The sequence below is a fragment of the Halomonas meridiana genome (assembly GCF_009846525.1).
GTDB lineage: Bacteria > Pseudomonadota > Gammaproteobacteria > Pseudomonadales > Halomonadaceae > Vreelandella.
On sequence record NZ_CP024621.1, the window covers coordinates 1,714,354 to 1,739,574 of the forward strand.

Here is a 25,221-nt window from a genome sequence, read left to right on the forward strand (position 1 = left end):
TTAGCGCGTGCTCTCTTCTAGCCACGTCAGCGTGGCGAGCGCCTCATCGCGGTGCTCGCCACACACCAACGGGTCGTAATCGAACTGCCCGCACACCCGGGGGCGCTGCGGGCTGCCAAACAGTTTGCACAAGTTGTTGGCATCGAGCTGGACACAGCGCACGCCTGCAGGTTTGCCGTTAGGCATACCTGGAATAGGGGAGCTGATGGACGGCGCGATGCAGCAAGCGCCGCAGCCTGCTCGGCAGCCCCCTGACGTGTCGCTGGTGATCAAGTCGCTCATGCGTGTGCCGTGGCACCTTTGTCGATGCCTTCGAACGCGTGGACGGTGGTTGCTGTGGCCGTTTGCTGGGCAATTTGGTCAGCTAGCCACTGGGCGATGTTTTCAACCGTGGTCGGTTTGGGGAGCACGCTGCAGCGCTCGGCGGGCAGGGTGATCGAGAAGCGTCCTTGGGCCGCCTCATATCGGCAGGTCAACCGCGTGTCATTCAGCTCGGCAATATCCGCCTCTTCCAGCAGATACCGATTGTCTAGCCACGCGCTCCATGTCTGCTCAAGCTGCGGCTGTCTCTGCTGCTCCTGGAAAATATGTAAGCGGGAGCGGTGCCCATGTGCAATTCGCTGGCAGTTCCCAGCATGGCGCTTCAGCCCATGGCTGTAGCCGTAGGCCGCACCATCAATGTGTTCATCGCTGAGTAGCAGCGTGACGCGCTCCACATTGACTGGCCGCTGCTCGGTGAGTTGATCGCTGAGATGAAGGGTCACGCGCTGTAGCGTGATCGATTCCCAGGGGAGGAGCGTAAAGGCTTCTTTTGGCCCGCGAACCTCCATGGCATAAGGCGTGGTGGTACGAAGGCAGAGGCCCTCTTCGCACTCACTGACCTCCACCCCTGGCGCCTGAGTGGGCACCAGCAGCGTGTGATCCAGACCGCCGTCCAAAGTACGTTTGATCCACGGCTTCACTTCACCGAAATCAAATAGCATACCATCTTCACCCAATTCCCCCTCGAGCTGGGCATCTACCTGCCAGCTACAGCCAACCAGACCCTTCGTGGGGCACCAGAGGGAAACGTCGATGTGGGTCAGATGGTTAACGAATAGTGCCATTACTCGAATCCTGCGATTTTGTGCGTTTGTAGTGACAATCGCCACTGAGGGTGGGCCATGCAATAGGCCGTCGTGGCGTTCACCGTCTCTGCGCCATCGGTGGCAATGTGCTTTATCGCCACGGCACTGAGATCCATCGGCTGTAAGAAAAAGTGGCGAAAGGCGAGGTGAGCGAATCGTTCCGGTGGTGCATCGGATTGGGGGTAGACCAGTTTCAGCTCATCGCCCTGGGTGATCGCAAGCGGGTTGTTGCCCTTAGGACTCACGCAGAGCCAATCGATACCTTCAAGGGCGGGCACCGTGCCATTGGTTTCGACTGCCACTTCAAAGCCTTTGCTGTGTAGCGCGGCAATCAGATCGCTATCGAGCTGTAACAGCGGTTCGCCACCGGTAAATACCACATACGGCACGGCATGGCTGGCTCCTTGTGGCCACAGCGCTGCGATGTGGTCGGCCAGCGCTTGAGCGGTATCGAACCGACCGCCGTTGATGCCGTTCGTGCCGATGAAGTCGGTATCGCAAAAGGTGCATTTGGCGCTTTCGCGATCCGCCTCTCGTCCTGACCACAGGTTGCAGCCCGCAAAGCGACAGAAGACGCTGGCGCGTCCTGCCTGGGCGCCTTCCCCTTGCAGAGTGTAGAAAGCCTCTTTGACGTGATACATCAGCGGCCACCTTGTGCCGTGTCGATGGCATAGTCGAGAGGGTCGACACTCTGGTTGGCTGCGAAGGCGGCTAACCGCTCACGGCAGCTGCCGCACTGGCCGCAGGCAAGCTCGCGGCCTTCATAGCAGGTCCATGTCTGGCGATAGTCCAAGCCCATGGCTAAACCATCACGCAGGATGTCCTCTTTCCGAGCGTGCAAGTATGGGGCATGCAGTGCCACCGGCTCAAAGTTGGCAATGCCTGCGACGTGGTTCATGGCATCGACGAACTCGGGGCGACAGTCTGGGTAAAGGATGTGGTCGCCACCGTGCGCGCCGTAATCCACGCGTTCGGCGCCAATGTTGACCGCTTTGGCGATGGCCAATGACAGCAAAATCATATTGCGATTAGGCACCACCGTCGCGCTCAGATTGTTCGCGTCATAGTCGCCGGTAGGCATGTCGATGGCGCTGTTGGTCAGCGCCGAATTATCGATCAACCCATGGATTGCGCGAATATCGACGACTTGGTGAGGGATACCTAGAGAGCCGCATACTTGGCGAGCGGTGTCGAGTTCTCGGCGGTGGCGCTGACCATAATCGAAGGAGAGTGCGTGGACCGTCAGCCCTTCACGAATGGCGCGGTGCAAGACCGTGAAGGAGTCCATACCGCCGGAGTAAATCACGACGGTGGCTGACGCGTTAGCGTCAGATGAAGCGGTAGGGGACATACGAAATGCTCATTGTCGGAGAATTTATGCGTCCTTGCCAGGTTGGCAAGACAGTGTTCCGGGGTCCGGTCCGGAAGGGCGGCAGTTTACGCAATAGCAAGGAATCTGACCAGCACCGGCTGACGTTTCATTCGGTGTGTGGGAGCGGTTTGCCATGTTAAGCTAATCGTCCAAGCCGTTAGGAAGACACGTATGGCCACGATAGAACATAGTGAAATCGTTAAAGCCTCCCCGGAGCGAGTGTTCGATCTTCTGCGCCGAGTCGAAGATTTTGCCGATTACTCGGATCTCATCCGCTCCATCGATAGTCTAGGGGAGAATCGCTACCGCTGGCACGTTCGCGCGGTGGGAATGGATTGGGCGTTCGAAGTTGCGGTCACCGAGATTCAGCCGCCCCACGTGCTGGCTTGGGAGTCGTTGGAAGGCGTCAAAAATCAAGGGCGTTACCAGCTTCGCGCCGTGCCCGAAGGCACGGAGGTGGCCTTGACGTTGCATTACGACATTCGTAATCGTCTGATGGAAAAAGCCGTCAATAAAGCCGCAAAACCCTTGGTGGGCAAAGTAAGCCGACAAATTCTCGAACGGGTCGAGGCGCGCCTGAATGGCTAAGTGCCGCTCTTCAGAGCGGCGCTTCTTCGGTCAAGTCGTTTTGTGCATGGAGGCATCGAGGTGGTCGACCACTTCCGCCCAATCGGCGTCTTCCTGTACGGCCTCTCTGAGAAAATCCGCTTGACCCTCGTTCCAGCAGGGAGCGTCTGCCAGCGGCATCTCTTTGGGGAGCGGAGAATGGCGCTGAATGAAGCGCTCGATGGAATCCGCATCCGAACGTAAGCCAAGCTGCTCGAACAGTTCACTAAAGTGATGTACCGGCTGATCCATAGATGGCGTCCTATCCCGTCGGTGGTCAATACATGTTAAATGTGTTGTTTAACCATAGCGGTTATCAGCCAGTACGCCAGTCCAGGAGCGGGTGCTGCGTTATCGCTCGCCCACAAGTGGCATCAAAAAGCGCCGCCGCCGGTCCTCGAGAGAAATGGGTTGAGCGATGAGGTGGACCAGCTTGGTGTAGGCGGCCTCGGGCGTCATGTCATCGCCTGAGAGCACTCCTGCGTCGGTTAGGCCGTCTCCCGCCGCGTAAGCACCCATGTGCACCCGCCCCTGTGAGCATTGGCTGATGGCAGCGATCAGCTTGCCTTCACCGCTCGCTTTGGCAATGACGGCAAGCAGGGCGGGGTCGTCAGGCAGATTGCCCGCTCCCCAGAGCTGTAACAGGGCTCCTTTGATGCTTGGGTGGCTAAGCCATGCGTCCAACTGCCAAGCGGCCATTCCTGGCCAAAGAGTAATGCGGACCACCTCGCCCTGGGCCACGGGCCGATAATCCACTCGTTCGAAACGCGGCGCACCGCGCTGCTGATACGCTAATCCACGGCTTGGAAACAGAATGAAATCGTCTCCAATGCGCTCTCCCAAGTAGGGATAGTTCGGTGAGGTGAAGGCATCTGCGGCTTCACTGTGCTGCTTGATGGCACGCGTGCCCCGCAATAACCGGTTGGCAAAATAAATGGCCACTTCCTGTAGCGCTGGATGGGCGGCAAACCGCAACGCGCCATAGAGGTTGTCCAAGGCGTCGCTGTTGGGTGCTTCGAGCGGCGCCATCGCTCCCGTCAAGACGACGGGACGATCCAAGCCCTGTAGTTGATACGCCAGGCTGGCGGCAGTCCAGCTCAACGTGTCGGTTCCATGGATCACGACGAAACCGCGATATTGATCGAAGCGCTCGGCGATGTCGGTGGCCAGCTGCTGCCATGTTAGGGGCGTTGCTGCGCTGGAGTCGATCAGCGGTGCATAGCTGATGATGTCGTACGCTGGGAGCAGCGGCTGATCCCGCAACGGAAGCTGGCTTAACGCCTTGGCCAAGCGTTCAGCAAAATCCCCGGCCGGTGCTAAGCCGTTGGCCTGGGGCTGCATGCCTATCGTGCCGCCGGTGTAAATGATCAGCAGCCGCTCATGGCTATGGGGCGTGTCGGCAAGGAGAGGAGCTTGGCTCATCGCTGTATCCTGTGAGAGCTAAAAGGGTTATCGGTGGTGGACCTGCAGTTGGCCACTGTGGTCGTCGAGTTGCCGCTGGCGTCCGGCCAAGAGCGCAAAGCCACAGCAAATGCCAATCAGGCCGAGCAGCAGCCAAGCGATATGCTGCGTGCTGGCGCCAGCTTGCAGCAGCAAACCGACGCCGAAGGGGCCCAGGGCGGCCAGCGTATAACCACCTCCTTGCACCAGACCGGAGAGTTGGCCTGCCAAACGCTCGTTGGCGGTACGCAGCACCAACAAGCTTAACGCAAGGCTAAAGCTTCCACCTTGCCCGAGCCCAAGCAGGACAGCGCCAGGCCAACGCCAGCCCAAGGGGGCCGCCAGCAGGAAGACAAGCCCCAGTGCAGTGCATAGCAAGACCAGTAAGAGCGCCGGTCGCTGATCTCGGTATAAGCGTGCGAACCAGGGGGCGCTCAACGCGGAGATCAGTTGGCACATGATGGAAACGGCCATCGTCCAGCCTGCGGTGGCCTCAGTGTAACCCCGCGCGATGAGCAGCGTCGGTAGCCAGCCAAAAACGATATAGGCCATGGAAGATTGGATGCCCATGAAGAGCATCACCTGCCACGTTAGTGGCTGCTTAAGTAATGCACTAAGAGGCTGCACAGCGGGCCGTTGAAGAACGCTTGCGTTGTTTGGGGCAGGCGCATAGCGCATCCACACGATGAGCGTGGTGAGCGCCAAGAGTGCCCAGCTCACGAGACTGGCTTGCCAGTCCCCCAGCCACTGCATGAAAGGGACGCTGAGCCCAGCACCTAGAGCACCACCCAAGCAGAGCGCCATGGTATATAGGCCCGTCAGCAGGTCGGCACTGGCGGGAAGCTCGCGCTTGACCAGGGCGGGCAACAGCGTGCCAGCCAGCCCGATGGCACTGCCAGCCATGGCGGTACCGACGTAGAGCAATCCTGGAAACGGTAACACTCGCACCCATAAGCCGGTGGCCAGCAGCAGCAGGGCAGCACTTAGCGCACGTTCGCTTCCAATGCGGCGCCCGATCATGGGAGCCAGTGGGGCCGTCAAGCCCAAAAACAGCACGGGAAGGGTGGTCAATACTCCAGCCGCAGAAGCAGACAGCCCCGCGTTCTCTTGCAGCCGATTGAGTAGCGGGGCTACCGATGACATGGCAGGGCGTAAATTGAGCCCTACCATGAACATCAGCACAATGAAGCGACAAGCGTGGCGTGAGACCATGACGCGAGCTTATTTCAGGTGAGGGCGAAGGTCGCCGCGGACCGCGTCGAGCAAGGTAATGAAGTGGAAGTCTTGAGGGGTGTCCAGGCAGTCGACACGTACTTGAGTTCGCATGCCCTTGTTGATATCGAGCTTGTCGTAAATCTCGAGCGTCAATTTGCTAGCGGGCTTATCCCCTGGGGCAATGATGCCCTCTTCCAGGGTAAAGGTTTCCAGCAGAGTGACGCGTACACGGGTGCTGTTGCCTTCGCTCAAGACGCGGCGCACGAACAGCCAGCCTTCACAGGGCAAAGACGCATTGTCGCGCTCACGAAGAAAGAGCGTACGGTAGCAGGCCCCTTCGGTGGACGCTTTTTCGGCCATGCTGCGATATGCCTGGACGACTTGATTGGCCGAGGCGCGGGCGTCCTCTAGGCGTTGCGCAATGCCCTGATGCTCGCGGCTGAGTTGCTCCTGACGCTGAAAGGTCAGCCATTGGCGGTAATCGGCCATGAGTTGTGAAGACGCCATAGTCACTCCATGAATTAATTCAGCAAAAACGCCGGAATAGACGAGGCGCTACCTTCGCATATTCCGGGCATTCGGGCTAGCGGCGGCTACGACGACGGCGCTCGCCACCGGCGTTGGCTGCCTGTCCTTCCGGCTTGCGCTGGCGCGGGGAACGCTGGCCGCGGCGGCCATTTTCGATGGGCTCTGGTTTGGCATTCGGGTCAGGTTCGAAGCCAGGTTCGATGTGCTTGGGCAGCGTCTGATTGATCAGTCGCTCGATGTTTTTGAGCAAGCCATGCTCATCGACGCATACCAACGAGACGGCTTCACCATTGCTGCCCGCGCGACCCGTACGGCCAATGCGGTGAACGTAATCTTCAGCCACATTGGGTAGGTCGAAATTCACCACGTGGGGCAGTTCGTTGATGTCCAGGCCACGCGCGGCAATATCGGTGGCCACTAGCACCTGCAGGTCGCCGCTCTTGAACGCGCCCAGCGCTCGGGTGCGTGCGCCTTGGCTTTTGTTGCCATGGATCGCCATGGCCGGTATGTCCTGTTTCGAGAGCTGCTCGGCTAGCCGGTTAGCGCCATGCTTGGTGCGTGTGAATACCAGTACTTGGAACCAGTTGTGCCGCAGAATCAGATGCGCCAACAAGTCGCGTTTCTTATCACGGTCCACACGGTAGATAGCCTGTTCGATCTTTTCTGCTGTGGTGTTACGCGGGGCGACTTCAATCAGCGCAGGGTCGTTGAGCAGTTGTTTGGCCAGGGTCTGGATCTCGTTGGAGAACGTGGCCGAAAACAGCAGGTTCTGCCGCTGCTTGGGCACTAGACGCAGCAGTCGCTTGATATCGTGAATGAACCCCATGTCGAGCATGCGGTCGGCTTCATCCAAAACCAGAATCTCAACGGCGGCCAGGTCGACATGCCCTTGCTGGTGCAGGTCGAGCAGCCGGCCAGGGGTCGCTACCAGGACATCCAGGCCATGCCGCAGGGCATCGACTTGGGGCTGTTGGCCGACGCCGCCAAAAATAATGTGAGAGCGCAGCGATAGGTGTTGTCCGTAAGCGGCAACGCTCTCACCCACTTGAGCCGCCAGCTCACGGGTGGGGGTAAGAACGAGTGCACGCACCTGGCGTTTACCCGGGCGTTTGCCGTTTGCCAGGCGCTGTAGCATCGGCAGCGTGAAGCCTGCCGTTTTGCCCGTACCGGTTTGCGCGCTGGCAAGAAGATCGCGTCCTTCTAGAACGACGGGAATGGCCTTTTGTTGAATAGGCGTCGGCTGTGTGTAGCCCTGCGCATTCACCGCGCGCAGTAAATCGTCGTGCAGACCAAGATCAGAAAAGCTCATGCGTTCTCCGCAGTCGCATAGCAGTCGGCGCCACCAACTGGGCGGCGCTGCTAGGCGTCATGTTCAAAAAAGCGAGGATAGTACACCGTCGCGGCAGCGAAGTTTGACAGATAGCACGCTGTGCCGCGACGGGCGTTAAAACGACTTGTGATACCTTAGGGTGTCACAAGAGGGAGACAGGGTGGCGCTGACAGTGACGTCGTTAGTGGCCGTGAGTGTAACACGAAAGTCTCACGTCAACGCGCTACCCGTAGCGATCATGCTTAGAGGATTACAAGTGGCCGCCTTGGCGCAGCTGGTCGGCAATTTGCTCGGCCACTGCCTGCCAGCTCTCTCCCAAAGAGCGCACCAAGGCAGGGTAGCCATCCTGGTCGAGGGTCGTTTCAGCGGTAAAGCTCTTGAGGGCGAGCATCTCGCCGTCGCTATCGCGCAGTTGCCACTGGCCGCTGGCCACGGCGACGCCATCGTAGCGACCCTGGAATTGATCCACTTCCATGGAGAGCGTCAGGGTACCGGGACGGCTTCCCTCTGCCCGCACGACTTGCACGCTGGGGAGCTGGTCAGCTAATTCAGCACGTAATGCACGCTCTAGCTGGCGGCCGATGCTCTCTGCCCACTGATGTTCGCGGGCTTCATTCAAGGTGATGTCGTCTAACTGCATCACGATGCCATCCACGTCTAAATAGTGGGCGAGGCGGGGCGCGCTGACTTGAAGCGTCGCCTCGGCGCTGCTGGATGCGCTGACTGCCGGGCTTGCAGGCAACATGTAGCGCGTGGGCGGAGAGACGCTGCTGGCACAGGCGGACAAGAGCAGGCTCATGGCAGCTGCCAGCCATAACAAGGGTAATCGACGTAGCATAACGGTCATCCTTAATTAGCGAGGAGCGCGAGGAATCGGGTCCTGGGTATCCAAATTGTCGAACAGCAGCGCCCGAGGGTTCTCGTTGAGCGTTCGGGTGAGCGGCTGAAGGTCACGCATCAGCCTGTCCAAGCGCTCGATAGCGCCGGTCAGTTCCTGATACGCCGGCGAAGAGGGCGATACGCCTTCCAGCGTGCTGCGCAGCTCTTCCAATGTGCCGTTCAGGTTGCCGCCGATCGCTTGGGTGTCGGGATCGTTCAGCAGCTGATTGATGGATGCGCTGACCTCGCGCACTTCGTTGAGCACGCTTTCAGAGGCTTGCAGGTTACGATCCAATCCCGCCAGCAGTGGCTCCACTTCGAGGTCGTTGAGTTTTTCCAATAGGCTCGTTACCTGCGCCTGTATCTGTGCAAACCCACCGGCCACCGTTGGGAAAACGGTTCGATCGGCAAACCTCTCTGCCACGTATTCGTCGGCCAAATCGCGCTGGAAGTTAAGATCGACGAACAGTGCTCCTGTCAGCAGGCTGCCGTTTTTGAGCGACGCGCGCAGGCCCAGGCCGAACATGCGCTTGAAGCGGTTATCCCACTCCTCCAAATCGATATCGGTATTTTCGATGCCCAGGCGCTGAGGCTCGATGCGAATCAGGACTGGAATCGCGAAACGCGCGCGTGAATCCGGCTGCGGCGCCGTGAAGTTCCAGGGGACGGCGGCCACGGTGCCGATTCTTACGCCGCGAAACTCCACCGGTGCGCCCCGAGACAAGCCACGCACCGTGTCATCCACCAGCAGGACATACTCCAGGTAGCGATTGAAGGTGCCTTCTCGGGCGGTGTCTTCGTCGGCATAGAGGTTAAAGCGCGTATTGGCTTCAACCGGCTTGCCCATGGGGAGGTCTTCCGGTACGCCAAAGGTGACGCCGCCGCCAAGCAGCGCTTCGAGAGACTCTACGTTCACACGCACGCCATCGGCATCCAGGCGGAAGTCGATGCCGCTGGCCGTCCAAAACCGGGTACTGTCGGTGACGAGCTGGGCGTAGGGCTCTTCGATGAAGACTTGATGGTGCATGGTGCGGGTTTCTGGCTCGAAGCGCGTGTCTTCGACGCGACCTACCGTGTAGCCCTGATAAGAGACCGGATCGCCAATGCGCAGCGAATTACCCAGCTGGCTTACCAGGTTGATTTGCAGGCCTGCTTGACCGGCGGGCGCAACGGGAGGGACATCGCTGACTTCAAATTCGCGTTTCGGTTCGTCGGATTGGCCGGGTTCCAGTTGAATGTACGCCCCCGACAGTACCGTGCCCAAGCCGCTGATGCCTTCACGGCCAATACGCGGTTTGACGACCCAAAAGCGACTATCTTCCCTCAACATGGCTTCCGCTTCGGGCTGAATGCGCGCCACCATGACCGCATGCGAAAGGTCGTCGGAGAGACGGACGCTTTGCACGCGACCGATTTCCACGTTTCGACTGCGGATGAGGGTGCTGCCCGCTTCGATTCCTTCGGCACTTTCCATGGTAAGTGTGACCAGCGTGCCGCGACTCGAGTAATTATCGTACACCAGCCATAGGCCGATGATGACGGCGACCAGCGGCACGATCCAAATGGGGGATAGGCGCGTTTGTGGCGAGGATTTCGCTTTGTGTAATTCGCCATTGTCGGTGTCAGGTGTGTTCTGAGGCGTTGAATCGTTAGCCATCAACAGGTTCCTTGGTGGCCGTTTTACGGCGAAGAGGGCGTGGAGTATGAGTGTCCCATATCAAACGGGGGTCGAACGTCATGGCCGCCAGCATCGTGAGCACGACGACTGCACCAAACGCAAGGGCAGCAGGCCCTGGCGTAATCGACATCAACGACCCGGCACGAATGAGGGCAACCAAAATGGCTACGACAAATACGTCAACCATAGACCAGCGTCCAATGAATTCCGTCAATCGGTAAAGACGGGTGCGGCTCTGGGCATTGAGGTCATTGCTGCGTTTCAGCATCAGGCAGAGCCAAGCCAGGGCCACCAGTTTGCCCACTGGAACGATGACGCTGGCCACGAATATGACAGCGGCCACCGGCCATGACCCCATTTGGATGAGTTGTACCACCCCGCCGATGATCGTGGACGGCGTGGCGTTACCCAAGCTCGTGGTGGTCATGATGGGGTACAGGTTAGCCGGCAGATACATGACCGTGGCAGCGAACAGCAGTGCCCACGTGCGCTGCAAGCTGTGAGGCAACCGCGTATGCAGTTTTTCATGGCAGCGCAAACAGCGCTTCTTGCCGTGTTCGGTGCGATTGATCAAACCACAGGTGGGGCAGCCAGTGACGCCTTGGCTGGCAGCGGTCGTACCAGTTAGCGTTCCCTCGGGGGCGAGTGGCTCACCTTCGAGGGAGAACCACATCCAATCGCCATCGATGGACTGCACCGTCATCAACAGCAAAATTCCAAACAGACAGAACGCCCAAAACGAAATGCCCAGCTCGATTTGCGCCATTCCCGCTACTTTGATCAGACTGACCAATGCGCCAATGATGAAAACATCCGCCATCATCCACGGGTTCAGGTGAGCCAATGAGCGGGCGATGTCGCGGCTAAACGGCATGGGGCGTGCCCGCAAAAGGCCAAACTGTAACCATGCCACCCCCACCAGATAGACGGCGGGCAAGACGATGATCGTCATCATCACCGCGATGGCGACGATGGGTTGGTGAAATTCGATGAGCGTCGTGGCGGTTTGCGACAGTTCGATTCGATTGCCTACTCCGCTGACACTGAAGCTGACGAATGGAAACGAGATCGCCACCATCAGTGCGATCAATGAGGCCAACGCCAGCGCCATGCTGCGCTGGGCGGGATAGCGGTGACGCTTGACCAATACATGCGAGCAGCGCGGGCAAGTGGCTTTCTCACTCGAATTGAGCGGCGGCAGGGCAGACACCCAGTCACACTCATGACAAGCGCGCAGACGTCGTCGCTGAGTGCGGGTCTCAGGCGGGAAACAATCTACCTCGGGCGTCTTAACCGGCAGCGATGGCCGTTTCATAAAGGAGTAATGGGGCAACAGCAAACTCTCTGTGCATAATGCGGTTAGAACCAATACGATGGGGCGTTGCTTATGTCAACCTAGGAAACGGGAAGGGTGCATGCAAACAGCGCTTGACCGAAGAGGCTAGTTAGACAAGGATGCAGCCGCGATAGTGCCTAACATTATGACATTAAGGAACTGAAATGTTACTCGCCTTTCTTGCTGTGGTCGCGGGCTTGGTCCTGCTGATATGGAGTGCAGAGAAATTCATCGATGGCGCTGCGGCGACGTCTCGCTGGTTGGGGTTATCGCCTCTGCTGATAGGCATGCTAGTGATCGGCTTTGGTACGTCGGCACCGGAAATGATGGTGTCGGTGTTGGCGGCCATGCAAGGCAACCCGGGCTTGGCGGTGGGTAATGCTTACGGTTCCAACATTGCCAATATGGGGCTGGTGCTCGGTTTCGTCGCGCTGATGGCACCTTTGGCCGTTCATTCGAGCGTGATTCGCAAAGAGATGCCGCTACTCGTCATCGTCATGCTGGTAACGGGTTACATGCTGCTGGATGGCTGGATATCGCGCATCGAAGCGGCCTTGCTGCTGGTGGGGTTGGGCGTCTTCATCACGGCCAGCATCATCAGCTCGCGCGGTCAGCAGGATGACCCGCTGATGGCAGAAGTGACCGAAAGCCTGGATAGCAAACCGATGTCTCGTGGTAAATCCATCATGTGGACGCTGATTGGTTTGGTGCTGTTGATTGCCAGCTCTCGCCTGCTGGTGTGGGGCGCCGTCGAAATCGCGGTAGGGTTTGGGGTCAGTGATTTGATCATCGGTTTGACCGTCGTCGCGGTGGGTACATCGCTACCGGAGCTGGCCTCGTCAATCAGTGCGCTGCGCCGTAACGAACACGATATGGTGTTGGGTAACGTAGTGGGCTCGAACCTGTTCAACAGTATGGCTGTGGTCGGCTTGGCAGGTGTCATCGTACCGATCGAAGCGGGGCGGGAAGTGCTGGTGCGTGATTGGGGCGTGATGACGTTCATGACGCTCATCATGGTGCTGTTTGCGTTCTCTTGGCGTGGTCGCCCGCGGCGCATCAATCGTGTTGAGGGCGGTGTGCTGTTTTCCATGTTCATTGCCTACACCGCCTATATGGTCAGCGTCGTAGTCATGTCTTAAGTGTCGAATAACGGAAGTTGCCTGGAGAGTGTGCGTCAATGCGACACAGCTTTTCAGGCAAACTATCGCTGTATAACGATGGTCGAAGCGGTAAACTACAACTCATGTAAAGAATAAGCTTAGTGCTTATAACTAAAATGCAGCGCCATTAAGGCTCAACTAAGCTTGTGACACCCATTGACGGGATACCAACTCAGGTCTTAGGAGAGTGTGATGGAACTCGACCCCTTAGTACTATCGCGAATACAGTTCGCCTTCGTTGTATCGTTTCATGCGATCTTTCCAGTCTTTACTATTGGCCTAGCGTCTTACATTGCGCTGCTCCACGGGCTGTACTTCAAGACCGGCAATCCTGCGTGGGACCGCCTATCGCTGTTTTGGACCAAGGTGTTTGCCGTGGTCTTCGGTATGGGCGTCGTCTCGGGCATCGTGATGTCCTTCCAGTTCGGCACCAATTGGAGCAATTTCTCTCAGGCCGCCTCCAACTTCTTGGGGCCAGTGCTGAGCTATGAAGTCGTGACCGCGTTCTTCTTGGAAGCGGCCTTCCTTGGTGTGCTTCTCTTCGGTCGCGGTAAGGTCCCGCAAGGAGTGCACTTGTTTGCGGCTATCATGGTGGCTGTTGGCACGTTTATCTCTTCCTTCTGGATTTTGTCCGCTAACAGCTGGATGCATACCCCGGCAGGCGTGGAGCTGATCGATAATCGCTTCCACGTGCTCTCTTGGTCTGAGGCCATCTTCAACCCTTCTTTCCCGTACCGCTTTGCTCACATGGCCATGGCGTCGTTCTTGACCGGTGGTTTCGTGGTGGCCGGGGTCAGCGCTTGGTTCCTGCTGCGTGGACGCGACCCGGAAGCCAACCGTCGCGCGCTCTCCATGTGTTTGTGGCTGTTGCTGTTCCTGGCGCCTGCTCAAGCCGTGGTGGGGGACTTCCATGGTCTCAACACGCTGGAGCATCAGCCCACTAAGGTGGCAGCAATGGAAGGGCATTGGGAAACGTCTGGCAACGTCCCGTTGCTGCTGTTTGCCATTCCCGACCAAGAGGCACAAATCAACCATTTTGAGATTGGTATCCCGAATCTGGCGAGCATGATCCTGACTCACTCCACCGATGGTGTGATTCCAGGTGTCAGCGAAGCAGCGCCCGACGAGCAGCCGCCGGTGATCATCGTTTTCTGGGCTTTCCGTGTGATGGTGGGGATCGGCTTATTGATGATTGCCACGGCCTTCGTCGGTTTATTGATGCGGCGCAAAGGCAAGGTGTATGAACATAATGGTTACTTGAAAGCACTGGTGTGCATGATTCCGATGCCGTTTGCCGCCGTGTTGGCAGGTTGGATCGTTACTGAATCTGGCCGTGCGCCGTGGTTGGTTTACGGCATGATGACTCACGCCGAAGGCCTGACGCCTTCGCTAACCGGGCCGATGGCACTGTTCACTCTGATTGGTTACGTGGCGGTATACGCGGTCGTGTTCTACGCCGGTATCTACTACCTCACGCGTGTGGTGCGCAACGGCATGCTGCCTGAAGAGGAACAAGACACTACCAGCGAGAACTTCAAGCGTCCCATGCGTCCGTTCTCTGCTGCGCATACGCCTTTTGACGATGATGTCGATCCGGTAAGGAGCTAAACATGGAAATGTTTGATTTAACGCTAATTTGGGCGGGCATCATTGGCTTCGGCATCATGATGTACGTGTTGATGGATGGTTTCGATCTGGGCTTGGGGATACTGTTCCCATTCGCCCCGGATGAAGATTCTCGTGATGTCATGATGAACTCGGTGGCCCCCGTATGGGACGGCAACGAAACGTGGCTAGTACTGGGGGGCGCTGGCCTGCTCGGCGCCTTCCCGCTGGTGTATTCGGTCTTTTTGCCAGCGCTCTATATCGGTGTTTTCTTGATGCTGGCCGGGCTGATTTTCCGCGGCGTCGCATTTGAGTTTCGCTTCAAGTCGCGTCGTAACCGCCGCTGGTGGAACCGTGCCTTCAGCTGGGGTCTGGCGTGGCGGCGTTTGCCCAAGGGGCCGTCGTAGGGGCGTACATTCAAGGCTTCCGCGTCGAAAACTTTGCCTTCGTGGGTGGTGCTTTCGACTGGTTGACGCCGTTCTCAGTGCTCACGGGACTGGGTTTGATGGCGGGCTATGCGCTGCTTGGTGCGACCTGGTTGATCCTTAAGTCGGAAGGGCACATTCAAGATTGGGCCTATAAGATCACTCCTATGCTGCTGGCGCTGGTGCTGGGTGTGTTCGCGATCATTAGCATTTGGACGCCGTTTGTGAATCCGGTGGTGTGGGAGCGTTGGTTTGGCAACCTTCAACTGATCTGGATTTTCCCGGCGCTTGCGCTCTTTTCGGCCTTTATGGTGTATCGGTCCGTCAAACGCCGTGATGAGGGCATTCCTTTCGTCGCGACGATCGGTATCTACGTGTTTACCTACTTGGGGCTGATCGTCAGTAAGTGGCCGGTCATCGTGCCGCCCAATTACACGCTTTGGGATGCTGCGTCAGCGCCAGAATCACAGCTATTTTTGCTAATTGGCGTGCTGTTCGTCATTCCGATCATCCTGGCCTACACCGCATGGACCTATTGGGTGTTCCGCGGCAAGGTGCGTGTTGGCGAGGGGTACCACTAACGCTATGACAGACCATCCTCCCGAAGTAGAAACGGTGGAGGTCATGACGCCGCGCCATTGGCTCAATCAGCTTGCCAAGCGCGAGCGGAATCAACTGACGTGGGCGGCAATGTGGGGAGTGTTGGCAGGCGTACAAACGGTCCTGCTGGTGGTGGGGCTTGCTTGGCTTATCGATCAATTGGTCATTGCAGGCCGCTCCCCTTGGTCACTGATCACCCCATTGGCAGGCCTCGTGGCCGTTGTCTTACTTCGCTCTTTGTTCCAGGCGCTGCAGGAAATGTGCAGCGCCAAAGCAAGCCTTCGCATTCGCCAGTACGCCAGGCAAACCCTTCTCGATAAAATCTCGGCGCTTGGTCCGGTGTGGCTGACGCGTCAGCAAAGCGGTGCGTTGGCTACTCAGTCGGTTGAGCATATCGAGGCCTTGGATGGCTACTTCGCCCGTTTCTACCCGCAGCTAAGAATCGTGGTGGTTTTGCCACTGATTATCCTAGGGGTCGTCGTTGGGCTGGATTACTTGGTCGCCGTTTTCTTATTGCTATCTGCACCGCTGATCCCGCTGTTCATGGCGTTGGTCGGTATGGGGGCCGAGCGTATGAATCGCGATCAATTCATGGCCGTTTCTCGTCTATCGGCGCACTTCATCGACCGTGTGCGTGGTATGACCACGCTTCAGCTGTTCGGGCATACCAAGGCGGCCCAGCAAGACGTATGGTACGCCACCGATCACTACCGAAGGCTCAGCATGCGGACGCTGCGTTTGGCGTTCTTGTCATCGGCCGTTCTGGAGTTTTTTGCTTCCGTGGCCATTGCCGTCGTGGCCATGTACGTCGGCTTCGGTCTGCTGGGGTATATCGATTACGGGCCGTCGCCCCAGTTGACACTCTTCAGCGGGTTGGCGGTGCTTCTTCTAGCGCCAGAGTTTTTTCAGCCCTTGAGAACGCTTTCACAGCATTATCACGATCGTGCTGCTGCCCTCGGTTCAGCCGAAAGTTTGGTGGCCATCCTAAACGAACCTAGTCGAGTCGCGTCACCGTCGAAGCCGCCTACAGAGGTGGGGGTGATTGTGGCGCTCGAGGGTGTCGATATTCGTTATGTAGAACGTTCGGCGGTTTTAAGCCGTGTCAGCATGACGCTGCGGGCTGGCGACGTGGCGGTATTGACCGGTGAGTCGGGGAGCGGTAAGTCCTCGTTGCTGGCGCTCATGGCGGGGTTCATGGCACCAGATCGTGGGGAGTGCCGTATCGACACTTCGATACCCATTGCTTGGCTGGACCAATCACCCTGCATTTTGCAAGGTTCCCTGGCGGATAATCTACGCATTGCCTCGCCTGATGCAGACGATGCTCGACTCATCGAGGCGCTAGAGCGGGCCGGGCTTGGTGATCTCTTGGCTAGTTTGTCCCATGGCCTGGCTACCACGGTGGGTGAGCGCGGCGTTGGCCTTTCCGGTGGTCAAGCGCAACGGCTTGCGCTGGCGCGTGTTTATCTTAGCCATGCCCAGCTCATCTTGCTTGATGAGCCGACAGCGAGTTTGGATGCAGAAACGGAAGGCGCAGTCATTCGGGCACTGCTGGAGTGGGCAAAAGAGGGGCGTACACTGGTCATGGCGACGCATCATCCCGCAGTGGTGTCAGTGGCCAATCGTCATTTTGTGTGCCGCTCTGGTCAGCTAGTGGAGGTGACGCCATGAAGCAACTGTATCGTGACGTTGCGCCCTGGCTCAGCCTGCTGCTTCGCCGTCGTCAGGCGTTTTGGCTGGGGGCGCTGCTGGTATGGATTACCTTGCTCGCGGGGTTGTCGCTGCTAGGGCTTTCCGGGTGGTTCATCGTTTCCTGTGCCCTCGCGGGCATCGCTTTGGCAGCGGGCCTGCCCTCGTCGTTGGATGTCTACGTCCCTGGTGGGGGTATTCGTTTTTTTGCGTTGCTGAGAACCGTGGCGCGCTACATCGAGCGGCTTCATAACCATAACACCGTGCTTACGCTGCTGGCTGATTTGCGCTATCGCGTGTTTGGCGACTTGACGGGGTTGGATGATGCAACCCTCAAGCGTCGCCGAGTCAGCGAGTGGTTGAGTCGCCTCACGGCTGATATCGATCAGCTCGACAATTTCTACCTACGGTGCTTGATTCCACCGGTAGCCGCGCTGCTCACGATCTTGATGGTCTCGGGATTCATTGCGATATGGCTGCCCGCTGTCGGCATCGCGATAGCGTTCGTATTGACGCTTCTTTGGGGGGTGGTGACTTTTGGCTTTGGTTGGCTCGGCTTCGCCAATAGTTACCAGCAAGTCAGTGATCAGGAAGAGCTGCGCCGGCTGGTGCTGGACCAGATACAAGCATCTGCGGAGCTGCTGAGTTATCAGACGGTCGCTTGGCACCGTCAGAAAGTGCACTCGCATGAAGTGGAGGCCATGACGAATCAGCGCCGTCTCGTCTTGAAATCAGCCCTGGGTAATGCGTTTGTTGCCGTGGTCACTGGTCTTTTACTCATAGCGACGCTGTGGCTGGGCAGCTTAGCACTCTCAGCAGAAGCGGTCGTTGGGCCTATTGTCGTGATGGCAGTCATTGCCGTACTAGGCATTAACGAAGTGTTTGCACTGCTCCCTTCTGCGTTCTTGAAGCTCGGCGCGAGTTATGCTGCTGTTCAGCGTTTAAATGCGCTCAAAAAGGAGGCGCCTGGGCAGGGCGTGCAGCGTTTGCCATCAAATGCTGGCGAGTACGCCATCCAGCTCGACTCAGTGCATTACGTTTACCCTGGCGCGGCCTATCCCGCGCTGTCGGCCGTCCATGCCACACTTCGCCCGCAATCGCGTGTGGTGATTACCGGCGTCTCGGGGTCCGGTAAGTCGACGTTAGCTAGCATGTTGATGGGACGTATAGCCCCGACGCAAGGTGCGGTCAGTATGGCCGGTATCTCCCCTCATCGTGTTTCCGTAGAGAGCAGGGCAGAGCATTTCGTTCTTTTAACCCAGCAAACGGATCTATTCGATGGCACGTTAGAAGCGAATTTGCGTATGGCGAAACCCAGCGCAACCGATGATGAGTTGTGGCATGTGCTGGCTATGGTGGCCCTGGAGGACTGGGTGAGGCAGCAGCCCAAAGAATTGTTGACCCACGTAGGAGAGAAAGGTCAGCAGCTTTCTGGCGGTCAAGCGCGAAGAGTGGCGTTAGCCAGGTTACTGCTACGTGACCCGTCGGTTGTGCTATTGGATGAACCGTTTGCGGGCGTGGATGCGCGCACGGCCAGGCATTTGGCGACGGCGTTAGATCACTGGCTCGTAGGTCGGACGGTGATTTTCTTTGTCCATCAAGTAGATGACGCCGCGCTTTTACCAGGGGTGGAAGCGTGCTGGCACCTTGATGGAGGGCGGCTATTTATCGATACTACCTCGTCAACCTATCCGCAAGCAGGAGCGCAGTATGAATGAGTTTTTACGCCAACTTCCCAAAGTCGAGCTCCACTTGCATATCGAAGGTTCCCTTGAGCCTGAGCTCATGTTTACCTTGGCGGCTCGTAACGGTATCGAGCTCCCTTATGCCTCTGTTGAGGAAGCAAAAGCTGCTTACGACTTTCAAGATCTTCAGGGGTTTTTAGATCTGTACTATCAAGGCATGAACGTGCTGCGTAACGAACAGGACTTTTATGACCTTGCTATGGATTATTTCAAGCGCGCCCGTAGCGAAGGTGTCATGCATATCGACATGCATTTCGACCCACAGGCGCACCTACAGCGTGGCGTCCCGCTAGAAGTCGTCATGGCTGGCCTGCTTCGTGCGAAAGAGGATGCCGAAGCTACGCTGGACTTGACGGTTGGAATGATCATGGCATTTTTGCGTGACCGTCCCGCCGAAGAAGCGTTGCATGTACTCGAGCAGGCCTCTCCTTACTGGAAGTTCCTTGACGCCATTGGGCTGGATAGCGCGGAGCGCGATCATCCTCCTGCTAAATTCCAGGCTCTGTTCGCCCGTGCCAAAGAGTTGGGGCTAGTGCGCGTTGCTCATGCCGGTGAAGAGGGCCCCGCCGAATACATCGCAGACGCTCTCGACCTGCTGGACGTGCAGCGTATCGATCACGGCGTTCGCTGCTTGGAAAGTAACGATGTAGTCAAGCGCCTGCGTGATCAGCAAACGGTCTTGACGGTGTGCCCGTTGTCCAACGTCAGCTTGAAAGTCGTTGATCAATTAAGTGACCATCCGTTACCCCGGCTATTGGCAGAAGGGCTGAAAGTCACCATTAGCTCCGACGATCCTGCTTACTTTGGCGGTGGTCTGTTGGAAAACCACATGGCATGTGCTCAGGCGTTTGGTTGGAAAGAAGACACGTTTCGTATGCTCAATCGTAATGCGATTGAAGAAGCTTTTGTCAGCGAACAGCGTCGTGAAGAGCTTCTCAAGCGATTAGCGGCTGCGTAACGGATGCTTTGAAAAAAAGGTGTTGACGCGCGACGTTATATGCGTAAAATACGCACCACATCGAACGGCAACGCCATTCGAAAGCTCTTTAACAATTTGATCAGGTAATTCATGTGGGCGCTTGCCGATGAGGGTGAATCATCACCTATTATCAAGGCAAGCGACTCGTCAAACAGGCTTCGGCCTAATGAATGAATTCGTTTGACCCTTGAGCCAAGTTTGGTTCGCTTCTGTGGCCTCGGTCACAGGCAAGAACCGCATTGATCTTAAACTGAAGAGTTTGATCATGGCTCAGATTGAACGCTGGCGGCAGGCCTAACACATGCAAGTCGAGCGGTAACAGATCCAGCTTGCTGGATGCTGACGAGCGGCGGACGGGTGAGTAATGCATAGGAATCTGCCCGATAGTGGGGGATAACCTGGGGAAACCCAGGCTAATACCGCATACGTCCTACGGGAGAAAGGGGGCTTCGGCTCCCGCTATCGGATGAGCCTATGTCGGATTAGCTAGTTGGTGAGGTAAAGGCTCACCAAGGCAACGATCCGTAGCTGGTCTGAGAGGATGATCAGCCACATCGGGACTGAGACACGGCCCGAACTCCTACGGGAGGCAGCAGTGGGGAATATTGGACAATGGGGGCAACCCTGATCCAGCCATGCCGCGTGTGTGAAGAAGGCCCTCGGGTTGTAAAGCACTTTCAGCGAGGAAGAACGCCTAGCGGTTAATACCCGCTAGGAAAGACATCACTCGCAGAAGAAGCACCGGCTAACTCCGTGCCAGCAGCCGCGGTAATACGGAGGGTGCAAGCGTTAATCGGAATTACTGGGCGTAAAGCGCGCGTAGGTGGCTTGATAAGCCGGTTGTGAAAGCCCCGGGCTCAACCTGGGAACGGCATCCGGAACTGTCAAGCTAGAGTGCAGGAGAGGAAGGTAGAATTCCCGGTGTAGCGGTGAAATGCGTAGAGATCGGGAGGAATACCAGTGGCGAAGGCGGCCTTCTGGACTGACACTGACACTGAGGTGCGAAAGCGTGGGTAGCAAACAGGATTAGATACCCTGGTAGTCCACGCCGTAAACGATGTCGACCAGCCGTTGGGTGCCTAGCGCACTTTGTGGCGAAGTTAACGCGATAAGTCGACCGCCTGGGGAGTACGGCCGCAAGGTTAAAACTCAAATGAATTGACGGGGGCCCGCACAAGCGGTGGAGCATGTGGTTTAATTCGATGCAACGCGAAGAACCTTACCTACTCTTGACATCCTGCGAATTCGGTAGAGATACCTTAGTGCCTTCGGGAACGCAGAGACAGGTGCTGCATGGCTGTCGTCAGCTCGTGTTGTGAAATGTTGGGTTAAGTCCCGTAACGAGCGCAACCCTTGTCCTTATTTGCCAGCGCGTAATGGCGGGAACTCTAAGGAGACTGCCGGTGACAAACCGGAGGAAGGTGGGGACGACGTCAAGTCATCATGGCCCTTACGAGTAGGGCTACACACGTGCTACAATGGTCGGTACAAAGGGTTGCGAGCTCGCGAGAGTCAGCCAATCCCGAAAAGCCGATCTCAGTCCGGATCGGAGTCTGCAACTCGACTCCGTGAAGTCGGAATCGCTAGTAATCGTAGATCAGAATGCTACGGTGAATACGTTCCCGGGCCTTGTACACACCGCCCGTCACACCATGGGAGTGGACTGCACCAGAAGTGGTTAGCCTAACGCAAGAGGGCGATCACCACGGTGTGGTTCATGACTGGGGTGAAGTCGTAACAAGGTAGCCGTAGGGGAACCTGCGGCTGGATCACCTCCTTAAACGATGTCTTCCCCTCGCGGTAAGCGCTCACAATGAATTACCTGATCAGATAGTAGAGCAAACGGTTTACGCACGATCCCCTCTTGGGTCTGTAGCTCAGTTGGTTAGAGCGCACCCCTGATAAGGGTGAGGTCGGCAGTTCAAGTCTGCCCAGACCCACCAAATTTTATCGAACACATCATGCTCTTGTGCTTTGTATAGTCAGACTATGCGGTGCCATGGCATGCCTTGTGAGACATAAAATTACCGAGAGGTCAGTGTGGTCAGATGGGGCCATAGCTCAGCTGGGAGAGCGCCTGCCTTGCACGCAGGAGGTCAGCGGTTCGATCCCGCTTGGCTCCACCATTCTCGACACCGTTTGTTGTTTCGTGACCATTGATAAGTCAGACGCATCAGCGTTGCCTTATCACTGTTCACTGAACAGTCGCTCTTTAACAATGTATATCATGCTGACATGAACGTTTGTTGAAACGTTCATACGTAATTGTTAAGTGATACGTCTCAAGCGTATCCGGCAATCGTTATCATTGCGAGATACCAGACCCCTTCGGGTTATAGGGTCAAGCAATGAAGCGCACACGGTGGATGCCTAGGCAGCCAGAGGCGATGAAAGACGTGGTAGCCTGCGATAAGGTTCGGTGAGGTGGCAAACGACCTGTGACCCGGACATCTCTGAATGGGGAAACCCACTCAGCATAAGCTGAGTATCCTACGCTGAATACATAGGCGTAGGAGGCGAACCAGGGGAACTGAAACATCTAAGTACCCTGAGGAAAAGAAATCAACCGAGATTCCCCTAGTAGCGGCGAGCGAACGGGGACCAGCCCTTAAGCATGTGACTGATTAGGCGAATACGCTGGGAAGCGTGGCCATAGTGGGTGATAGCCCCGTAGCCGAAAATCTGATCATGTGAAATCGAGTAGGTCGGGGCACGAGAAACCTTGACTGAAGACGGGGGGACCATCCTCCAAGGCTAAATACTCCTGGCTGACCGATAGTGAACCAGTACCGTGAGGGAAAGGCGAAAAGAACCCCGGAGAGGGGAGTGAAATAGATCCTGAAACCGTGTGCGTACAAGCAGTAGGAGCGGACTTGTTCCGTGACTGCGTACCTTTTGTATAATGGGTCAGCGACTTATATTCAGTGGCGAGGTTAACCGTATAGGGGAGCCGTAGGGAAACCGAGTCTTAACTGGGCGACACAGTCGCTGGATATAGACCCGAAACCGAGCGATCTATCCATGAGCAGGGTGAAGATTGAGTAACATCAATTGGAGGCCCGAACCAGGATCTGTTGAAAAAGATTTGGATGACTTGTGGATCGGAGTGAAAGGCTAATCAAGCTCGGAGATAGCTGGTTCTCCTCGAAAGCTATTTAGGTAGCGCCTCACGTATCACCGCCGGGGGTAGAGCACTGTTTCGGCTAGGGGGTCATCCCGACTTACCAACCCGAGGCAAACTCCGAATACCGGTGAGTGCGAGCGTGGGAGACACACGGCGGGTGCTAACGTCCGTCGTGAAAAGGGAAACAACCCAGACCGTCAGCTAAGGTCCCCAAATCCTGGTTAAGTGGGAAACGATGTGGGAAGGCTCAGACAGCTAGGAGGTTGGCTTAGAAGCAGCCATCCTTTAAAGAAAGCGTAATAGCTCACTAGTCGAGTCGGCCTGCGCGGAAGATGTAACGGGGCTAAACCAGGTACCGAAGCTACGGGTTCATCCTCTGGATGAGCGGTAGAGGAGCGTCGTGTAAGCCAATGAAGGTGTGTTGAGAAGCATGCTGGAGGTATCACGAGTGCGAATGCTGACATGAGTAACGATAAAGGGAGTGAAAAACTCCCTCGCCGGAAGACCAAGGGTTTCTGTTCGACGCTAATCGGAGCAGAGTGAGTCGGCCCCTAAGGCGAGGCCGAAAGGCGTAGTCGATGGGAAACGGGTCAATATTCCCGTACCGGACATGATTGCGATGGGGGGACGGAGAAGGCTAGGTGAGCCAGGCGTTGGTTGTCCTGGTGAAAGTGAGTAGGCTGGTGTCTTAGGTAAATCCGGGACGCTAAGGCCGAGACACGAAACGAACGGACCACGGTCCGGAAGTCATTGATGCCACGCTTCCAGGAAAAGCCTCTAAGCTTCAGATCATGTGCGACCGTACCCCAAACCGACACAGGTGGTCAGGGTGAGAATCCCAAGGCGCTTGAGAGAACTCGGGTGAAGGAACTAGGCAAAATGGTGCCGTAACTTCGGGAGAAGGCACGCCGGCGTAGGGTAATGGGACTTGCTCCCCGAGCCCGAACCGGTCGAAGATACCAGGTGGCTGCAACTGTTTAGTAAAAACACAGCACTCTGCTAACGCGCAAGCGGACGTATAGGGTGTGACGCCTGCCCGGTGCCGGAAGGTTAAGTGATGGTGTTAGGCCTCGGCCGAAGCTCTTGATCGAAGCCCCGGTAAACGGCGGCCGTAACTATAACGGTCCTAAGGTAGCGAAATTCCTTGTCGGGTAAGTTCCGACCTGCACGAATGGCGTAATGATGGCCACGCTGTCTCCACCCGAGACTCAGTGAAATTGAAATCGCCGTGAAGATGCGGTGTACCCGCGGCTAGACGGAAAGACCCCGTGAACCTTTACTATAGCTTCACACTGGACGCTGATGTTGCCTGTGTAGGATAGCTGGGAGGCTTTGAAACCCGGACGCCAGTTCGGGTGGAGCCAACCTTGAAATACCAGCCTGGCATCATTGGCGTTCTCACTCAGGTCCGTTATCCGGATCGAGGACAGTGTGTGGTGGGTAGTTTGACTGGGGCGGTCTCCTCCCAAAGCGTAACGGAGGAGCACGAAGGTACCCTCAGCACGGTCGGACATCGTGCAATGAGTGCAAGAGCATAAGGGTGCTTGACTGCGAGACAGACACGTCGAGCAGGTGCGAAAGCAGGTTCTAGTGATCCGGTGGTTCTGTATGGAAGGGCCATCGCTCAACGGATAAAAGGTACTCCGGGGATAACAGGCTGATACCGCCCAAGAGTTCACATCGACGGCGGTGTTTGGCACCTCGATGTCGGCTCATCACATCCTGGGGCTGAAGTCGGTCCCAAGGGTATGGCTGTTCGCCATTTAAAGTGGTACGCGAGCTGGGTTTAGAACGTCGTGAGACAGTTCGGTCCCTATCTGCCGTGGGCGTTGGATGTTTGAGAAGAGCTGCTCCTAGTACGAGAGGACCGGAGTGGACGACCCTCTGGTGTTCCGGTTGTCACGCCAGTGGCATTGCCGGGTAGCTATGGTCGGACGGGATAACCGCTGAAAGCATCTAAGCGGGAAGCCCCCTTCAAGATGAGACATCCCTGAGGCCTAGAGCCTCCTAAAGGGCCCAGCGAGACCAGCTGGTTGATAGGCACGGTGTGGAAGCGCTGCAAGGCGTTGAGCTAACGTGTACTAATGGCCCGTGAGGCTTGACCCTATAACACCCAAGGGGTCTGGTCGCGATGATAACGATCGAGTGGATCGCCACTCAGAGAACCGGATACGCATCCGCCAGCCAAGGCGCTAGCGGACAAGAGACGATCACACAACACTCAGCATGATATGCATTACCTGTTACGCCTGACGACCATAGCACGCGTGAACCACCTGATCCCTTGCCGAACTCAGAAGTGAAACCGCTTAGCGCCGATGGTAGTGTGGGGTCTCCCCATGCGAGAGTAGGTCATCGTCAGGCACTTATACCGCAAAGAACC

The 25,221-nt window shown here is 57.0% G+C and carries 18 protein-coding genes, 2 tRNA genes, 3 rRNA genes and 1 pseudogene; 12 read left to right on the top strand and 12 right to left on the bottom strand.

Annotation, left to right across the window (positions count from 1 at the left end):
* From CTT34_RS08270 to queC, 4 genes are read right to left on the bottom strand one after another with little or no spacing between them, the layout of a single operon-like run.
* A complete protein-coding gene (locus CTT34_RS08270) occupies positions 1 to 282 on the bottom strand; it encodes a YkgJ family cysteine cluster protein (protein ID WP_159341997.1) in 282 nt (93 codons plus the stop codon).
* Entirely contained in the window at positions 279 to 1,106 is an 828-nt protein-coding gene (locus CTT34_RS08275) for a 6-carboxytetrahydropterin synthase (protein WP_159341998.1), read from the bottom strand. Before CTT34_RS08275 ends, CTT34_RS08270 begins: the two co-directional genes overlap by 4 nt.
* Positions 1,106 to 1,768 (bottom strand): 7-carboxy-7-deazaguanine synthase, encoded by a 663-nt coding sequence (gene queE, locus CTT34_RS08280; protein ID WP_159341999.1) that lies wholly within the window; start codon positions 1,766 to 1,768, stop codon positions 1,106 to 1,108. Before queE ends, CTT34_RS08275 begins: the two co-directional genes overlap by 1 nt.
* Entirely contained in the window at positions 1,768 to 2,478 is a 711-nt protein-coding gene (gene queC / locus CTT34_RS08285; RefSeq protein WP_159342000.1) for a 7-cyano-7-deazaguanine synthase QueC, read from the bottom strand. Before queC ends, queE begins: the two co-directional genes overlap by 1 nt.
* 192 nt (positions 2,479 to 2,670) lie before the next feature.
* Here queC and CTT34_RS08290 point away from each other — a divergent pair, with 192 nt between their 5' ends.
* Positions 2,671 to 3,087: an SRPBCC family protein gene (locus tag CTT34_RS08290; RefSeq protein ID WP_159342001.1), complete on the top strand. Its 417-nt coding sequence runs from the start codon at positions 2,671 to 2,673 to the stop codon at positions 3,085 to 3,087.
* A gap of 30 nt (positions 3,088 to 3,117) precedes the next feature.
* Here CTT34_RS08290 and CTT34_RS08295 read toward each other — a convergent pair whose 3' ends face one another.
* The 8 genes from CTT34_RS08295 to CTT34_RS08330 form a co-directional block, all read right to left on the bottom strand.
* Positions 3,118 to 3,357, bottom strand: a complete 240-nt coding sequence (locus CTT34_RS08295) for a DUF2789 domain-containing protein (protein WP_159342002.1) — start codon at positions 3,355 to 3,357, stop codon at positions 3,118 to 3,120.
* A 99-nt stretch (positions 3,358 to 3,456) separates the two neighbouring features.
* Positions 3,457 to 4,527 carry an asparaginase gene (locus tag CTT34_RS08300; RefSeq protein WP_159342003.1) on the bottom strand — a complete coding sequence of 357 codons (1,071 nt, stop codon included), beginning with the start codon at positions 4,525 to 4,527 and terminating at the stop codon, positions 3,457 to 3,459.
* A gap of 27 nt (positions 4,528 to 4,554) precedes the next feature.
* Positions 4,555 to 5,757 (bottom strand): MFS transporter, encoded by a 1,203-nt coding sequence (locus CTT34_RS08305; protein WP_159342004.1) that lies wholly within the window; start codon positions 5,755 to 5,757, stop codon positions 4,555 to 4,557.
* Between the two features lie 9 nt (positions 5,758 to 5,766).
* Positions 5,767 to 6,267, bottom strand: coding sequence for a hypothetical protein (locus CTT34_RS08310; protein WP_159342005.1), 501 nt, complete (start codon positions 6,265 to 6,267; stop codon positions 5,767 to 5,769).
* A gap of 76 nt (positions 6,268 to 6,343) precedes the next feature.
* Positions 6,344 to 7,597 (bottom strand): DEAD/DEAH box helicase, encoded by a 1,254-nt coding sequence (locus CTT34_RS08315; RefSeq protein WP_159342006.1) that lies wholly within the window; start codon positions 7,595 to 7,597, stop codon positions 6,344 to 6,346.
* Between the two features lie 271 nt (positions 7,598 to 7,868).
* Positions 7,869 to 8,456, bottom strand: coding sequence for a PqiC family protein (locus tag CTT34_RS08320; RefSeq protein WP_159342007.1), 588 nt, complete (start codon positions 8,454 to 8,456; stop codon positions 7,869 to 7,871).
* Between the two features lie 15 nt (positions 8,457 to 8,471).
* On the bottom strand, positions 8,472 to 10,154 hold the full coding sequence (pqiB, locus tag CTT34_RS08325; RefSeq protein ID WP_159342008.1) for an intermembrane transport protein PqiB: 1,683 nt from the start codon (positions 10,152 to 10,154) through the stop codon (positions 8,472 to 8,474).
* Positions 10,147 to 11,490 carry a paraquat-inducible protein A gene (locus CTT34_RS08330; protein ID WP_159343736.1) on the bottom strand — a complete coding sequence of 448 codons (1,344 nt, stop codon included), beginning with the start codon at positions 11,488 to 11,490 and terminating at the stop codon, positions 10,147 to 10,149. Before CTT34_RS08330 ends, pqiB begins: the two co-directional genes overlap by 8 nt.
* 185 nt (positions 11,491 to 11,675) lie before the next feature.
* Between CTT34_RS08330 and CTT34_RS08335 the strand changes: the two genes are divergently transcribed.
* From CTT34_RS08335 to rrf, 11 genes and pseudogenes are all read left to right on the top strand, one after another.
* Positions 11,676 to 12,650 carry a calcium/sodium antiporter gene (locus tag CTT34_RS08335; RefSeq protein ID WP_159342009.1) on the top strand — a complete coding sequence of 325 codons (975 nt, stop codon included), beginning with the start codon at positions 11,676 to 11,678 and terminating at the stop codon, positions 12,648 to 12,650.
* A 213-nt stretch (positions 12,651 to 12,863) separates the two neighbouring features.
* Positions 12,864 to 14,279, top strand: coding sequence for a cytochrome ubiquinol oxidase subunit I (locus tag CTT34_RS08340; RefSeq protein WP_159342010.1), 1,416 nt, complete (start codon positions 12,864 to 12,866; stop codon positions 14,277 to 14,279).
* A gap of 2 nt (positions 14,280 to 14,281) precedes the next feature.
* Positions 14,282 to 15,282: pseudogene (cydB, locus tag CTT34_RS08345) on the top strand (cytochrome d ubiquinol oxidase subunit II).
* Positions 15,283 to 15,286: 4 nt separating this feature from the next.
* Positions 15,287 to 16,972 (top strand): thiol reductant ABC exporter subunit CydD, encoded by a 1,686-nt coding sequence (gene cydD / locus CTT34_RS08350; protein WP_159342011.1) that lies wholly within the window; start codon positions 15,287 to 15,289, stop codon positions 16,970 to 16,972.
* A complete protein-coding gene (cydC, locus tag CTT34_RS08355) occupies positions 16,969 to 18,708 on the top strand; it encodes a thiol reductant ABC exporter subunit CydC (protein ID WP_159342012.1) in 1,740 nt (579 codons plus the stop codon). Before cydD ends, cydC begins: the two co-directional genes overlap by 4 nt.
* Positions 18,701 to 19,693, top strand: a complete 993-nt coding sequence (locus CTT34_RS08360; protein ID WP_159342013.1) for an adenosine deaminase — start codon at positions 18,701 to 18,703, stop codon at positions 19,691 to 19,693. Before cydC ends, CTT34_RS08360 begins: the two co-directional genes overlap by 8 nt.
* 268 nt (positions 19,694 to 19,961) lie before the next feature.
* Positions 19,962 to 21,494 (top strand): 16S ribosomal RNA (locus CTT34_RS08365).
* Positions 21,495 to 21,580: 86 nt separating this feature from the next.
* Positions 21,581 to 21,657 (top strand) — tRNA-Ile (locus tag CTT34_RS08370).
* Between the two features lie 107 nt (positions 21,658 to 21,764).
* A tRNA-Ala gene (locus tag CTT34_RS08375) sits at positions 21,765 to 21,840 on the top strand.
* Between the two features lie 213 nt (positions 21,841 to 22,053).
* Positions 22,054 to 24,944 (top strand): 23S ribosomal RNA (locus tag CTT34_RS08380).
* Positions 24,945 to 25,086: 142 nt separating this feature from the next.
* Positions 25,087 to 25,202: ribosomal RNA gene (gene rrf / locus CTT34_RS08385) — 5S ribosomal RNA — on the top strand.
* The 16S, 23S and 5S rRNA genes sit together here with 2 tRNA genes alongside, the layout of an rRNA operon.
* The last annotated feature ends 19 nt before the right edge of the window (positions 25,203 to 25,221 follow it).

Coding starts and splice junctions, on each gene's coding strand:
- CTT34_RS08270 (WP_159341997.1), bottom strand. CDS start 282: ATGAGCGACTTGATCACCAGCGACACGTCAGGGGGCTGCCGAGCAGGC.
- queE (WP_159341999.1), bottom strand. CDS start 1,768: ATGTATCACGTCAAAGAGGCTTTCTACACTCTGCAAGGGGAAGGCGCC.
- CTT34_RS08315 (WP_159342006.1), bottom strand. CDS start 7,597: ATGAGCTTTTCTGATCTTGGTCTGCACGACGATTTACTGCGCGCGGTG.
- CTT34_RS08290 (WP_159342001.1), top strand. CDS start 2,671: ATGGCCACGATAGAACATAGTGAAATCGTTAAAGCCTCCCCGGAGCGA.
- CTT34_RS08340 (WP_159342010.1), top strand. CDS start 12,864: ATGGAACTCGACCCCTTAGTACTATCGCGAATACAGTTCGCCTTCGTT.
- pqiB (WP_159342008.1), bottom strand. CDS start 10,154: ATGGCTAACGATTCAACGCCTCAGAACACACCTGACACCGACAATGGC.
- cydC (WP_159342012.1), top strand. CDS start 16,969: ATGAAGCAACTGTATCGTGACGTTGCGCCCTGGCTCAGCCTGCTGCTT.
- CTT34_RS08310 (WP_159342005.1), bottom strand. CDS start 6,267: ATGGCGTCTTCACAACTCATGGCCGATTACCGCCAATGGCTGACCTTT.
- CTT34_RS08320 (WP_159342007.1), bottom strand. CDS start 8,456: ATGCTACGTCGATTACCCTTGTTATGGCTGGCAGCTGCCATGAGCCTG.
- CTT34_RS08330 (WP_159343736.1), bottom strand. CDS start 11,490: ATGAAACGGCCATCGCTGCCGGTTAAGACGCCCGAGGTAGATTGTTTC.
- CTT34_RS08360 (WP_159342013.1), top strand. CDS start 18,701: ATGAATGAGTTTTTACGCCAACTTCCCAAAGTCGAGCTCCACTTGCAT.
- CTT34_RS08305 (WP_159342004.1), bottom strand. CDS start 5,757: ATGGTCTCACGCCACGCTTGTCGCTTCATTGTGCTGATGTTCATGGTA.
- queC (WP_159342000.1), bottom strand. CDS start 2,478: ATGTCCCCTACCGCTTCATCTGACGCTAACGCGTCAGCCACCGTCGTG.
- CTT34_RS08300 (WP_159342003.1), bottom strand. CDS start 4,527: ATGAGCCAAGCTCCTCTCCTTGCCGACACGCCCCATAGCCATGAGCGG.
- cydD (WP_159342011.1), top strand. CDS start 15,287: ATGACAGACCATCCTCCCGAAGTAGAAACGGTGGAGGTCATGACGCCG.
- CTT34_RS08275 (WP_159341998.1), bottom strand. CDS start 1,106: ATGGCACTATTCGTTAACCATCTGACCCACATCGACGTTTCCCTCTGG.
- CTT34_RS08295 (WP_159342002.1), bottom strand. CDS start 3,357: ATGGATCAGCCGGTACATCACTTTAGTGAACTGTTCGAGCAGCTTGGC.
- CTT34_RS08335 (WP_159342009.1), top strand. CDS start 11,676: ATGTTACTCGCCTTTCTTGCTGTGGTCGCGGGCTTGGTCCTGCTGATA.